This window comes from Pseudescherichia vulneris NBRC 102420, from assembly GCF_000759795.1.
GTDB lineage: Bacteria > Pseudomonadota > Gammaproteobacteria > Enterobacterales > Enterobacteriaceae > Pseudescherichia > Pseudescherichia vulneris.
Window position 1 is genome coordinate 76,848 of the sequence record NZ_BBMZ01000010.1, and the last position, 13,514, is coordinate 90,361.

Annotated in this window: 12 protein-coding genes and 1 pseudogene; 3 read left to right on the forward strand and 10 right to left on the reverse strand. The window is 56.3% G+C overall.

Annotation, left to right across the window (positions count from 1 at the left end):
• Window positions 1–185 precede the first annotated feature (185 nt).
• From cspE to kdgR, 6 genes and pseudogenes are all read right to left on the reverse strand, one after another.
• Entirely contained in the window at window positions 186–395 is a 210-nt protein-coding gene (gene cspE, locus EV102420_RS09525; protein WP_001062678.1) for a transcription antiterminator/RNA stability regulator CspE, read from the reverse strand.
• A gap of 12 nt (window positions 396–407) precedes the next feature.
• Window positions 408–551 (reverse strand): annotated as a pseudogene (locus EV102420_RS22895) (DUF2627 domain-containing protein).
• 415 nt (window positions 552–966) lie between these two features.
• Window positions 967–1,983, reverse strand: a complete 1,017-nt coding sequence (locus EV102420_RS09530) for an MBL fold metallo-hydrolase (RefSeq protein ID WP_042391310.1) — start codon at window positions 1,981–1,983, stop codon at window positions 967–969.
• 24 nt (window positions 1,984–2,007) lie between these two features.
• Window positions 2,008–2,298: a YebO family protein gene (locus EV102420_RS09535; protein ID WP_042391311.1), complete on the reverse strand. Its 291-nt coding sequence runs from the start codon at window positions 2,296–2,298 to the stop codon at window positions 2,008–2,010.
• 74 nt (window positions 2,299–2,372) lie between these two features.
• Entirely contained in the window at window positions 2,373–2,516 is a 144-nt protein-coding gene (gene mgrB / locus EV102420_RS09540; RefSeq protein WP_042391312.1) for a PhoP/PhoQ regulatory lipoprotein MgrB, read from the reverse strand.
• Between the two features lie 147 nt (window positions 2,517–2,663).
• The gene (kdgR, locus tag EV102420_RS09545) at window positions 2,664–3,455 is read right to left on the reverse strand and encodes a DNA-binding transcriptional regulator KdgR (protein WP_042391313.1); all 792 of its coding nucleotides are present in this window, start codon (window positions 3,453–3,455) and stop codon (window positions 2,664–2,666) included.
• Between the two features lie 177 nt (window positions 3,456–3,632).
• Between kdgR and EV102420_RS09550 the strand changes: the two genes are divergently transcribed.
• Window positions 3,633–5,003, forward strand: a complete 1,371-nt coding sequence (locus tag EV102420_RS09550; protein ID WP_042391314.1) for an MFS transporter — start codon at window positions 3,633–3,635, stop codon at window positions 5,001–5,003.
• A gap of 45 nt (window positions 5,004–5,048) precedes the next feature.
• Here the strand turns inward: EV102420_RS09550 and htpX are convergent, their stop codons facing one another.
• From htpX to msrC, 4 genes are all read right to left on the reverse strand, one after another.
• Window positions 5,049–5,930: a protease HtpX gene (htpX, locus tag EV102420_RS09555; protein WP_042391315.1), complete on the reverse strand. Its 882-nt coding sequence runs from the start codon at window positions 5,928–5,930 to the stop codon at window positions 5,049–5,051.
• A 193-nt stretch (window positions 5,931–6,123) separates the two neighbouring features.
• Entirely contained in the window at window positions 6,124–8,172 is a 2,049-nt protein-coding gene (prc, locus tag EV102420_RS09560; protein WP_042391316.1) for a carboxy terminal-processing peptidase, read from the reverse strand.
• 19 nt (window positions 8,173–8,191) lie between these two features.
• Window positions 8,192–8,884, reverse strand: coding sequence for an RNA chaperone ProQ (proQ, locus tag EV102420_RS09565; protein ID WP_042391318.1), 693 nt, complete (start codon window positions 8,882–8,884; stop codon window positions 8,192–8,194).
• 97 nt (window positions 8,885–8,981) lie between these two features.
• On the reverse strand, window positions 8,982–9,479 hold the full coding sequence (gene msrC / locus EV102420_RS09570; protein WP_042391319.1) for a free L-methionine (R)-S-oxide reductase MsrC: 498 nt from the start codon (window positions 9,477–9,479) through the stop codon (window positions 8,982–8,984).
• Window positions 9,480–9,610: 131 nt separating this feature from the next.
• Here msrC and yebS point away from each other — a divergent pair, with 131 nt between their 5' ends.
• Together yebS and EV102420_RS09580 are read left to right on the forward strand one after the other, a co-directional pair.
• A complete protein-coding gene (yebS, locus tag EV102420_RS09575) occupies window positions 9,611–10,894 on the forward strand; it encodes a membrane integrity lipid transport subunit YebS (protein WP_042391322.1) in 1,284 nt (427 codons plus the stop codon).
• On the forward strand, window positions 10,863–13,499 hold the full coding sequence (locus tag EV102420_RS09580) for a PqiB family protein (RefSeq protein WP_042391323.1): 2,637 nt from the start codon (window positions 10,863–10,865) through the stop codon (window positions 13,497–13,499). The genes yebS and EV102420_RS09580 overlap by 32 nt, the downstream gene beginning before the upstream one ends.
• Window positions 13,500–13,514 lie beyond the last annotated feature (15 nt).

Genomic DNA, 13,514 nt, shown 5'->3' on the forward strand with positions numbered 1-13,514 from the left:
GATTTGACAGGAAACAAGACCAGAAAGGGAAAAAAGTGTGCTAATAACGGTATGGCTTTGCAACAAAAGAAGAATGGAGGGGCTTACAGTAACATTTTGAAAAACAAGCATTAAAAAGCCCCGCACGCGGCGAGGCTTTTACGCTGACATTGATGCGCTAATCGCGCTCAAGCAGTGGAGGAAAATCAGATAGCAGTAACGTTAACCGCTGCTGGGCCTTTCTGGCCGTCCTGAATTTCGAACTCAACGTTCTGGCCTTCAGCCAGAGTCTTGAAGCCGTTACCCTGGATTGCAGAGAAGTGCACGAACACGTCTTTGCTGCCGTCAGCAGGAGTAATGAAACCAAAGCCTTTAGACTCGTTGAACCACTTAACTTGACCTTTAATCTTTGCCATTTGCAAAATTCCTTAGAGTGTTTTCTTAGCCCGCAGGCATTGACCGAGATGAAACTGAGACATTACTGCATGAGGCACTAAATAAGGTTCGGCAGAGAAGCAGTATTCAACGACAACGTGTTTACTCAGAACTTCTTTACTGATAATGCCACACATAAACAGAACTGTACCTCGTTTAACCTACACCGTGTTATCACATACAACGTTAATTATGGCAAGCCATTTTTAATGATGTCTGGATCTGTCGCACAATTTCAGCGGCAAGCAGAACAACAGGTGTGCAGCTAACCTAGCGCAGTGATGTCGTTTCGTCCAGCCTGAACTCTACAATGGCTAAATAGAGCATGTCGTTAGCAATTTTTGTGCAATAGCTTACTGAAAAATCATGAGAATGGGTGAGTGTAAACGTTTTTGTCCGGTAATCAGAAATGGATAAGTTGACCACCGAATAATTGTTGCTCAATTAGTGCATCCCCTGCACCAAAATAATGAAAGTTTAATGACACTGCATCAATTCAAAGCAATAAAAACGTTTCGCTAAAAATAATATCGTTTATATAACCCCTTCAGGCTACTCCGCTGCCTGTTTAATAGTCTGGGCATCGAGAGATAAATACTCACCTATTTTCAGGATCCTGAAGTTATCCGTTTGCGTTACCGTCTCGCTTAATACCGCTGCCAGCTCGCGGGCTGGCTCGTCTACCGCTTCATCCGCCAGCTCAAAGACGCCCCAGTGGATAGGAAACGCCAGCGGCTCACCGATCTGCTGCCAGAGCGACACCGCATGCTGCGGATCCATGTGATGTACGGACATGAACCAGCGTGGGGCATAGGCACCGACCGGTAGCGCAGCGGAATCGGGTCGGCCCAGCCGCTCGGGAATGGCCAGCAGGTCCGGCGTGTAGCCGGTGTCGCCAGCAAACCAGAAGCGATGCGCCCGGGATTCTACGACCCAACCGCACCAGAGTGACCGATCCCTGTCCCACGGCGTACGCATGCTCCAGTGCTGGGCGGGTACGGCGCTTAAGGTCATTCCCTCGAAGGTAAAGCTCTGCCACCAGTCGAGCTCGACAACGTGACGCACGCCGTGGCGGCGGCACCAGCGGCCCAGCCCGAGGGGAACAAACAGCGTGACGTCTGGGAAGCGTTTTAGCAGGGCGCGAATGGTGCGAGTATCGAGATGATCGTAGTGGTTATGCGAAATGAGGATGGCATCCAGCGCAGGCAGATCGCTAACGTTCAGCGGCGCGGGACTTTTGCGCTGCGGCCCGGTAAAGCGTACCGGGGAGGCACGATTGAAGAAGAGCGGATCCGCCAGCAGATAACAGCCGTCCAGACGGAGCAGCATGCTGGCATGGCCCAGCCACCAGACCCCGTCCTCGCTGCCGCCTATTTCGGCGCGCTGCCACCACTGCTGAAGAAAAGTGTCGTAGCCGCCCTCGGGAGGATGCGGCAGCCCGGCGGCGCGGCGCTCTTTTTGCCAGCGCTCAACGTCACCGGGCTGATGCCCACCGGGGGTCAGATTACGAAACCCGGTGGGCGTATGGTGAGTCAGGGCTGGATTATACCAGGGATTTTTCCATGCCATCGCTCACCACCCCTTCCAACGCATTTAGCGTTCAGCCACCAAACGGATAAAATCGTCGCCGTCGGTTTGCACCGTTGCCGCCGCTTTTGCTTCCGGCTCGGCTTTTTCCGGCGCGTTGGCATCGCAGAGGCGACGCAGCAGCGCGTTCTGTCGTTTTTGCTGATCCAGCAGCGCCTCAAGCAGTTCAATTTGCTCGTTAGCACGAGAGCTGGCCCGGTTCACAAAAAACCACAGCACCAGCCCAACGACCAGCACCACCAAAGAAATTACCAGGGACGCAAGATTGAACGCGCCCGAATTCAGTACTTCGTTCATTACACCACCTCAATGTTGACGCGCTATCTTACCACTGACATTAAGGAAGGGAATGATTCGAAGCAAAAATGCCGCTACCAGGGGATAAATTTATTGATAACGCAAATACCGCTGAAAAACTGTACGTCCTGATCGCACATCACATTGAGCATCTGGGTCCAGAGCATCAGGCAAATTACCAGGATGGCAATCACAAGCAGCCACCGAAACTTTCTCACTCTTCTCTCCGAATCAACGTTTTATGCAAACAGGTTACTCCCGGCATATTAAACCGGAGCTAACTGTAGCGCTATTTGACCTTTCAGGGAACCGCGGTAAAGAGGGGATCAGAGATGAAAACGCCGCGTCTGGCGCGGCGTCTGGTATCAGAACGGATAGTCGTTGTAGCCCATCTGCTCGGAGATCTTGCGTGCTGCGGTATGCAGCATCTCAACATACTCATGCAGACGCTCTTCAGAGAAGCGCAGCGTTGGGAAGGAGATGCTCAGGCCAGCGATGACCACGCCAAAGCGGTCAAAGACCGGCACGCCGATGCAGCGCAGCCCCTCTTCCTGCTCTTCGTTGTCTTCGCCGTAACCCTGCTCGCGAACGGTATCGAGCACCGGCAGCAGATCGTCGGTAGTGGTGATGGTGCGATCGGTGCTGCGCTTGTACTCAACGCCTTCCAGGATCTGTTTAACTTCCTCGCGATCGCGCCAGGCCAGCAGCACTTTACCGATGGCGGTGCTATAGAGCGGGTTGCGGCGGCCAATACGGGAGTACATGCGCAGGTTGTACATAGAGTCGATTTTATGGATGTAGACAATGCTGTCTTCATCCAGCGCACCAAGGTGCACCGTCTCTTTGGTCAGACGCGACAGCTCACGCATCTGGATATCGGCGCTGCGAATTAAATCAACGTTTTGCAACGCGCGCGCGCCGAGTTCAAAGAGCTTAAGCGTCAGGGAGTACTTCTCCGACTCCCCCTCCTGGGCCACGTAGCCAAGGGATTTCATCGTCTGCAAAAAGCGATACACGGTGCTTTTTGACATCATCACACGCTGAGACAGTTCAGTAATGCCAATTTCCCGCTCTTCCCCGAGCGCCTGCAGAATGCCAAAGACCTTCAGTACTGAAGAGACAGAATCTGGCTGCTTATCCAAATCTGCGATTGCCATTAATCACCTCATCGCGAGTGTTTTATAAAATTTAGAATAGGTTTTTATTATAATTTCGTCGCGGGTCTCCCGCAATGGCAGTTTGTTAACTTCGTTACAAATCTGCGATATAAAAACAGCGCGTGGCTGGTAAAATCGTTCTCACGATAATAATTTCAGCTTAATCATATAAATCCCATGGATAAATCTTTTACAGAAGGGTTGCCGGTCCCGCAGCGCTACGGGGCGATACTGACGATCATCATCGGTATTGCCATGGCGGTGCTGGATGGCGTCATCACTAACGTGGCGCTGCCGACTATCGCCAGCGATCTGCACGTCTCCCCGGCAAGTTCGATCTGGGTGGTGAACGCCTACCAGATTGCCATTGTGATCTCCCTGCTCTCCTTTGCATTTCTGGGAGATATGTTTGGCTATCGACGCGTTTATCAGTGCGGGCTGGCGTTCTTTACCGTCACCTCGTTTCTCTGCGCCCTCTCCGACTCCCTCACCATGCTAACCCTTGCCCGTATCGCGCAGGGCTTCGGCGGCGCGGCGCTGATGAGCGTCAACACGGCGCTGATTCGCCTCATCTACCCTCAGCGCAGTCTGGGCCGGGGGATGGGCATCAACTCGTTTGTTGTGGCGGTCTCCTCGGCGGCGGGCCCCACCATTGCCGCCGCGATCCTCGCCGTGGGTTCGTGGCAGTGGCTTTTTTTGATCAACGTGCCGCTGGGGATCGTCTCCTTGCTGCTGGCGATGCGCTACCTGCCCGCTAACCCGCCGCGCCGCAGCACCACACGCTTCGATCTGCCCAGCGCGGTGATGAACGCCCTCACCTTCGGCCTGCTGATCCTGGCGCTGGGCGGCTTTGCCCAAGGACAGTCGCTAACGCTTATCGCTGCGGAGGTAGCGGCCATGGTAATCGTCGGTTACTTCTTTATTCGCCGCCAGCTTGGGCTGCCCGTGCCGCTGCTGCCGGTAGATCTGCTGCGTATTCCGCTCTTTTCGCTCTCTATCTGCACCTCGATCTGCTCATTCTGCGCCCAGATGCTGGCCCTGGTCTCACTGCCCTTCTTTATGCAAAGCGTGCTGGGTCGCAGTGAAGTGGAGACCGGGCTACTGCTGACCCCGTGGCCGCTGGCGACCATGGTGATGGCCCCGCTGGCGGGGTATCTGATTGAGCGGGTTCACGCCGGCCTGCTGGGTGCGGTGGGATTGGCGGTAATGGCTGCGGGGCTGCTGGCGCTGGCGCTTCTCCCTGCGGCACCGTCGGATATGGATATCATCTGGCGGATGATGCTCTGCGGGGCGGGCTTCGGGCTGTTCCAGTCACCCAATAATCACACCATTATTACCGCCGCCCCGCGCCAGCGCAGCGGCGGAGCCAGCGGCATGCTCGGCACCGCGCGCCTGCTTGGACAGAGCATCGGGGCCGCGATGGTGGCGTTGATGTTTAATCTGTTCACCGATCACGCGACGCACGTTGCGCTGCTGTTCGCGGCGGTATTAGCCGCCGTTGCCGCCACCGTCAGTGGACTGCGGATGACGCAGAAACCGCAGGCATAAAAAAAGCGCGTCATTTGACGCGCCTTTTTATTACACCTGTTTATGTTACTTCAGGTACTCACCGCTGCGCAGGGCTTCAATACGCTTATCCAGCGGCGGGTGGCTCATAAACAGTTCGCTCAGGGATTTGGATTTCCCGTTGATGCAGAAGGCCATCATCGTGCTGGCTTCCTGCGGCTCGTAGCTGGTTTTCAGACGCTGCAGGGCGGCAATCATCTTCTCACGACCCACCAGCTTCGCCGATCCGGCATCAGCATGGAATTCACGGTGACGCGAGAACCACATGGTGATAATGCTCGCCAGAATACCAAACACCAGCTCCAGCACCATCGACACGGCAAAGTAGATCAGCGGGTTGCCGTTGCTCTCTTCGCCTTCGTCGCGGTTGCCACCCATAAAACCAGCGGCGATCTGCGCCAGGATACGCGAGATAAAGATAACGAAGGTGTTCACCACGCCCTGGATCAGGGTCATGGTCACCATGTCACCGTTCGCGATGTGGCTGATCTCGTGAGCAATAACCGCTTCGGCTTCGTCACGGCTCATGTTCTGTAACAGGCCGGTGCTTACTGCAACCAGCGACGCATCACGGCGCGCGCCGGTGGCAAAGGCGTTAATATCCGGGGCGTGATAAATGGCAACCTGCGGCATCGCAATGCCCGCCTGCTGCGACTGCTGCGCCACGGTGTTCATCAGCCAGCGCTCCATATCGTTACGCGGCTGCTCAATGACTTCCCCTCCGACCGACTTCAGGGCCATCCATTTCGACATTAACAGCGAAACGAACGAGCCGCCAAAACCAAACAGCAGCGCCATGATCAACAAGCCCTGAACGCTACTCGACTGAATACCCGTCAGGCTCAGCACCAGCCCGAAGACCAGCATCACCGCCAGGTTCGTTAACAGGAAGAGCGCGATCCGCATCATAATTTTCTTTTAACCTCAACTTAACAAAACGCACTATGCGACTACCCACATCGTATGGGTATATTGGCTATTTTCAAGCATAACCCGCGCGTAAGTTACCAGAAAGACACAACTTTACATTTAGACGCGGCAGGCTTACGCCGCGATACGCATGTTAAAAAAAACAGGCACAATTTCTTGTGCCTGTTGCGGTTTACTGTGCCTTAGCGGGCTGCGCTGGCGGGCTATCTTTCTCGATATGCGCCAGGTCAAGGGCGATATGCACCGTCTCATCAAGATAGGGATCCGGCTCTTGATAATCCTTCGGCAGATCGTCCAGCTTCTTCAGCACCGGCTTACCTTCGCGCTTGAAGCGGTCGTTCAGGCGAGCCAGGCGAATCGCATCGTCTTCGGCGTTCTCTTTCTCACGCTGGGCAAGGTTGAGCGATATCTGGTTTCGCTTATCTTTCAGGGCATTGAAGCGAACAATGTCCTTCAGGATATACTGGAACTCCGGATCTTTGGCGATACGATCGTCATGCTCCTTGAGCAGCTGCGGCCCAAGCGGCGTCAGATCGCCAGACTTCACGAAGGTCGCCGCGTTGATGCTATCCCACGGCAGCGCGTTATCTTCAAACTTCTCACCGGTTTCGGTCTCTTCATTGCCGGTCGGCATGATGATATCCGGCGTCACGCCTTTACGCTGCGTGCTGCCGCCGTTAACGCGGTAGAATTTCTGAATGGTGTACTGCACCGAACCCAGCGCTGGCCACTCCGGACGCAGCATCTGATCGTAGATGCGGTTAAGGGAGCGATACTGCTGCACCGTGCCTTTACCGAAGGTCGGTTCACCGACGATCAGCGCCCGGCCATAGTCCTGCATCGCGGCAGCAAAGATCTCTGACGCCGAAGCGCTAAAGCGGTCAACCAGCACCACCAGCGGGCCTTTATAGTAGACGACGCCGTCGGTATCGCTGTCTTCGCGCACCTTGCCGTTGTTATCACGCACCTGCACCACCGGACCGGACGGAATAAACAGGCCGGAGAGCGACACCGCTTCGGTCAGTGCCCCGCCGCCGTTGGTACGCAGATCGATAATCACGCTGCTGACGTTCTGTTTCTCCAGCTTCTGCAGCTGCACCTTAACGTCATCGGTCAGGCCAACGTAGAAGCCAGGAATATCCAGCACGCCCACCTTCTCTTTGCCGACGGTTTTCACCGACATCTTCACGGCGCGATCTTCCAGGCGGATACGCTCCCGGGTCAGGGTCACGATGCGGGTCTTGGTTCCTTTACCGGCAGGCAGGATCTCAAGACGTACCTTGCTCCCCTTCGGACCTTTGATCAGGGCAACGACGTCATCAAGACGCCAGCCAATCACGTCCACCATGTTCTGGCCCGGCTGGCCGACGCCAACAATACGATCGCCAACGGTGATGGCTTTGCTCTTCGCCGCCGGACCGCCTGCAACCATGGAGTTAATCACGGTGTAGTCGTCGTCCATCTGCAGCACCGCGCCGATGCCTTCAAGGGAGAGGCTCATCTCGGTGTTGAACTGCTCGGTGTTACGCGGCGACAGATAGTTAGTGTGCGGGTCGATCTCGTGGGCAAAGGCGGTCATCGCCAGAGAGAAGACATCTTCACTGTTGGTTTGCACCAGGCGGCGAATCGCGAACTTATAGCGACGGGTCAGCGTTTCGCGGATCTCTTTCTCGTCCTTACCGGTCAGCTTCAGGCTCAGCTCATCGAACTTCACCTTGGCATCCCACTGGGCGTTCATCTCCGCATCGTCTTTCGGCCACGGCGCTTTACTGCGGTCAACGTTAAAGGTGTCGTTACCGGTGAAATCCATCGGCCGCTCAAGCACCTTCAGCGCATATTGGTAGCGCTCAAACCGGCGCTTCTGTGCCAGGTTATAGAGCGCATAAAACACGTCGAGTTTGCCGGTGCGCAGCTCCTCGCCGAGCACGCTCCGCTTCGGCATGAACTTCTCAACGTCGCTTGCCAGCAGCACGTTATGGCTGTAGTCCAGCAAGTTTAAATAGCGATCGAAAATCTTGCCCGAGAATGCCTCATCGAGATCGAATTGACGGTAGTGGGAACGGGTGAAGCGCGACGTAACGCGCTCACTGACCGTTGCATGCTGGGTCTCTTCCTTTAATACCGGAATCTGATCGGCACGCGTAATATCTTCAACGGCAAAAGCCTGTCCTGCAATCAGGAACAGGCCAGCCAACGCGGTGCGCTTAAACAAAGTGTTCATGCCGGGCCTGGCCTCCGTTTCAGAACAACAGGTGTTCTGCGCGTACAATCATCGACATGCCTGAGGTCAGCTGTACACGAACACCGTCTTTGGTGATCTCCAGTACAGTGGCGTCCATTGCGTTGTTGCCCGCTTTCACCTTGAGGTTCTGACCCACGTTCAGCGCAGTAATATCGGATACTGGCGTATGCTGTGGCTCTTCACGCGGTGCGCGCTGTGGTTTCGCGGCAGGTTTGTCGGCGCGTGGTTTACGCTGCTCGTTGCCCTCTTTACGGCGCGGTGCAGGACGCGGTTTACGCTCGCGGCGTGGCGCATCTTCCTGCTCACCGGCAGCCGCAGCGGCTTCGCGCTTTTTGGCCTGCTGTTCAGCACGCTGAGCCTGGACGCGGGCTTTCGCCTCTTCCAGCTGCTTACGCGCATGCTCAACATGCTGTTCATCCAGTACACCGCTCGGATTGCCGTCGAGATCGACGCGGGTCGCACCAGCTTTGATCCCATACAGGTAGCGCCAGCTTGAGGTGTACAGACGCAGCGCAGAACGAAGCTGAGTTTTGCTGAGGCTCATCTCTCCTTCAACGCGCTCGACCAGATCCTGAAAAATACCAATTTTCAGGGGGCGCGCTTCACCTTCTGCACTGAAACAGTGAGGAAAACGTTCGGCCAGAAAGGCGATAACTTCTTTACTGCTATTCAACTTAGGTTGATTTTCCATGAAATTTCCTGATTACAACGGACGTTGCCAACAAGCCGCAGGCATGAACAGGCGTCATTATAATGACCCCATCAGTAAATGCTACGTTATCCGTTGATTATACTGCGTCGCTCGCAAAGAATTTTTGATAATCGGTCGCTTCCAGCAGGCGTTCGAGGTGCGAAACCAGCTCGCGCAGCCCCTGCTCATCCTCGGCCGTGAAGCGAGAAAATACCGTGCTGTCGATGTCCAGCACGCCAATAATCTTATCCTGGACCACCAGCGGCAGAACAATTTCCGCGTTGCTGGCAGAATCGCAGGCGATATGCCCGTCAAACGCATGGACATCTTCCACGCGCTGGACGCTGTTTTGCGCCACTGCCGTACCGCAGACGCCGCGGCCTACCGGAATGCGCACGCAGGCAATTTTGCCCTGGAACGGGCCTAACACCAGCGTATCGCCTTCCAGCAGGTAAAATCCTGCCCAGTTAACGCCCTCAAGGCGTTCAAACAGCAGCGCGCTGGTATTCGCCAGCGTGGCTAAAAAACTGGTTTCACCTGTTATCAATGCCTGAAAATCGCGGTTCAACTCCGCGTAAAATTCACTTTTGTTCATTATTCAATCACTTGTTGTCATACAAAAAAAGGTAGCCTAGCCTATTAAAATAAACATTAAATGCCTTCATGCTCAAGATAATCCATTCATGAGTTAAGATAGATTAATTCGAACATAGTCCAAAATACGTCATGGCGCTGAAAACACAAAAGTTAGTCACCGATAAGAAAATGGCGATTCGTGCTATTGGCGACCCTCTGCCACGAGCACATTATCAGCGCTGCCCGCAGTGCGATACGCTTTTTGCGCTGCCCGCAATGAAATCACACGAAAGTGCTTATTGCCCGCGCTGCGATGCGAAGGTCCGCGATGGCCGTGACTGGTCACTCACCCGGCTGGGGGCGATGGCCATCACCATGTTGATGCTGATGCCCTTTGCGTGGGGCGAGCCGCTGCTGCACCTCTATCTGCTGGGCGTGCGCATCGATGCCAACCTGCTGATGGGGATCTGGCAGATGACCTCCCAGGGCGATCCGCTCACCGCCTCTATGGTGCTGTTTTGCACCGTCGGTGCACCGCTGGTGCTGGTGGCCTCCATCGCCTATCTCTGGTTTGGTAATCGGCTAGGGATGAACCTGCGCCCGGTGCTGCTGATGCTGGAGAGGCTCAAGGAGTGGGTGATGCTGGATATCTACCTGATCGGCATCGGCGTTGCCTCTATCAAGGTTCAGGACTATGCCTATTTGCAGCCGGGGGTGGGACTGATCGCCTTCATCGCGCTGGTGATCTTAAGCATCCTGACCCTTATCCATCTCAATATTGAGCAGCTGTGGGAACGTTTCTACCCGCAGCGCCCCGCTACGCGCCCGCACGAAAATCTGCGCGTCTGTCTGGGATGCCACTTCACCGGCCTGCCGGATCCGCGTGGACGCTGCCCCCGCTGCCATATTCCGCTGCGCTACCGCAGACGGCACAGCATTCAAAAGTGCTGGGCGGCCCTCATCGCCTCGATGGTGTTTCTGCTGCCTGCCAACCTGCTGCCTATTTCGGTTATCTATGTCAACGGCTCACGGCAGGCGGATACCATTATGTCCGGGATCATGTCGCTGGCGAGCAGCAACGTCGCCGTCGCGGGCATTGTTTTTATCGCCAGTATCCTGGTGCCGTTTACCAAAGTCATCGTCCTGTTTACACTGCTGGTGAGTATCCATTTTAAATGCGAGCAGGGTTTACGCACGCGCCTGCTGCTGTTGCGTTTCGTGACATGGATTGGCCGCTGGTCGATGCTCGATCTGTTTGTGATTTCAATAACGATGTCACTCATTAACCGCGATCAGCTTCTCGCGTTTACTATGGGTCCCGCTGCGTTTTATTTCGGCGCAGCGGTAATTTTGACTATTCTTGCTGTGGAATGGCTGGACAGCCGCTTACTTTGGGATGCACATGAGTCAGGAAACCCCCGCTTCGCCGACTGAAGCGCGCATTAAAACAAAACGTCGAATTTCGCCTTTCTGGCTGCTACCTGTTATCGCATTAATGATTGCTGGCTGGCTCTTGTGGAGCAGCTATGAGGATCGCGGTAACACCATCACCATCGATTTCGTCTCGGCTGACGGCATCGTCGCCGGGCGCACGCCGGTGCGCTACCAGGGCGTTGAGGTGGGTACCGTTCAGGACATCCGCCTGAGCGAAAATCTCAATAAAATTGAGGTGAAGGCCAGCATTAAAGCGGATATGAAGGATGCCCTGCGTAACGATACCCAGTTCTGGCTGGTCACGCCGAAAGCGTCGCTGGCGGGGATCTCCGGGCTGGATGCGCTGGTCGGCGGCAACTATATCGGTATGATGCCCGGCAAAGGCGAGCCGCAGGATCACTTTACGGCCCTTGATACCCAGCCGAAGTATCGCCTCAGCAACGGCGAGCTGATGATCCATCTGCACGCTCCCGATCTCGGCTCGCTGAGCAGCGGCTCGCTGGTCTATTTCCGTAAAATCCCCGTGGGGCGTGTTTACGACTACTCGATCAATGCCAACAAGCAGGGCGTCACCATCGACGTGCTGATTGAGCGCCGCTTCACCAGCCTGGTGAAAAAAGGCAGCCGCTTCTGGAACGTCTCCGGCGTGAAGGCAGACGTTGGCCTGAGCGGGGCGAAAGTAGAGCTGGAGAGCCTTGCTTCGCTGGTTAACGGTGCCATTGCCTTTGACTCGCCGGAGGCATCAAAACCGGCAGAGAGCGATGATGAGTTCGGCCTGTATAAAGATCTGGCCCACAGCCAGCGTGGGGTGATCGTCAAGCTCGCCCTGCCCGGCGGCGAGGGGCTGAAAGCGGGCTCTACCCCGCTGATGTACCAGGGACTGGAGGTCGGCGAGCTGACCAAGCTTGATCTTAACCCAGGCGGCGCGGTGAGCGGAGAGATGACCGTTGACCCGAGCGTGGTAAACCTGCTGCGGGCCAATACCCGTATTGAGATGCGCAGTCCTAAACTTTCCCTCGACAATGCCAGCGTCAGCTCGCTGCTTACCGGCACCACGCTTGAACTGGTCCCGGGCGAAGGCGAGCCGCGAGATAACTTTGTCGTGCTGCCCGCGGACAAAACCCTGCTCCAGGAGCCGGGGGTCGTGACGCTAACCCTGACCGCGCCGGAGAGCTACGGCATCGACGCGGGTCAGCCCATCGTGCTGCACGGAGTGCGGATAGGCCAGGTGCTGGAGCGCAACCTCTCCGCGAAAGGCGTCTCCTTTGCCGTGGCTATCGATCCTCAATATCGTGAGCTGGTGCAGGGCGACAGCAAGTTTGTGGTTAACAGCCGGGTTGATGTCAAAGTAGGCCTGGACGGCATAGAGTTCCTTGCCGCCAGCGCCAACGAGTGGATCAGCGGCGGGATCCGCATCCTGCCGGGCACCAAAGGCGAGATAAAATCCACCTATCCGCTGTTCGCGAACATCGACAAAGCGATAGAAAACAGCCTCAGCGACCTGCCAACCACCACCCTGACGCTGACCGCCGAGAAGCTGCCGGACGTGCAGGCCGGTTCGGTGGTGCTCTACCGTAAGTTCGAGGTGGGCGAGGTAATCAACGTCCGTCCGCGCGCTAACGCATTTGATATTCAGCTGCACGTTAAGCCGGAGTATCAATCCCTGCTGACGCCTAACAGCGTCTTCTGGGCTGAGGGCGGCGCGAAAGTGCAGCTCAACGGCAGCGGGCTCACGGTGCAGGCCTCCCCGCTTGCCAGAGCCATCAAGGGGGCGGTGAGCTTTGATAACCTTAACGGTGCCAACGCCTCCACCCGTAAAGGCGACAAGCGGATCCTCTTCCCGTCAGAGACCGCGGCGCGAGCCGTGGGCGGGCAGATTAAGCTTCACGCCTTTGATGCAGGCAAGCTTGCCCCTGGCATGCCGATCAAATACCTCGGCATTGATATTGGCCAGGTGCAGGATCTGGAGCTGATTACCGAGCGTAACGAAGTGCAGGCCACCGCCGTGCTCTATCCGGAGTATGTGAACACCTTTGCCCGCAGCGGTACGCGCTTCTCGGTGATTACGCCGCAGATCTCCGCGGCCGGGGTTGAGCATCTGGATACTATTCTGCAGCCCTATATCAACGTTGAACCGGGCCGGGGCGGCAGCGCCCGCCGGGAGTTTGAACTGCAGGAAGCCACCATTGCTGACTCACGCTATGTCGACGGCCTGAGCATTGTGGTTGAAGCCCCTGAAGCGGGCGGGCTGAACATCGGTACGCCGGTGCTGTTCCGCGGCATTGAGGTGGGCACGGTAACCGGCCTGACCCTGGGCACGCTCTCGGACCGGGTCATGGTGGGCCTGCGCATCAGCAAGCGCTTCGAGCATCTGGTACGTAACAACTCGGTGTTCTGGCTGGCCTCCGGCTACTCGCTGGACTTCGGTCTGGTGGGCGGCGTTGTGAAAACCGGCACCTTCAACCAGTTCATCCGCGGCGGCATTGCGTTCGCCACCCCACCGGGGACGCCGCTGGCGCCGAAGGCGCAAACCGGCAAACACTTCCTACTGCAGGATAGCGAGCCGAAAGAGTGGCGCACCTGGGGCACTGCCCTGCCACGCTAAGCCTCTGCTCCGGCG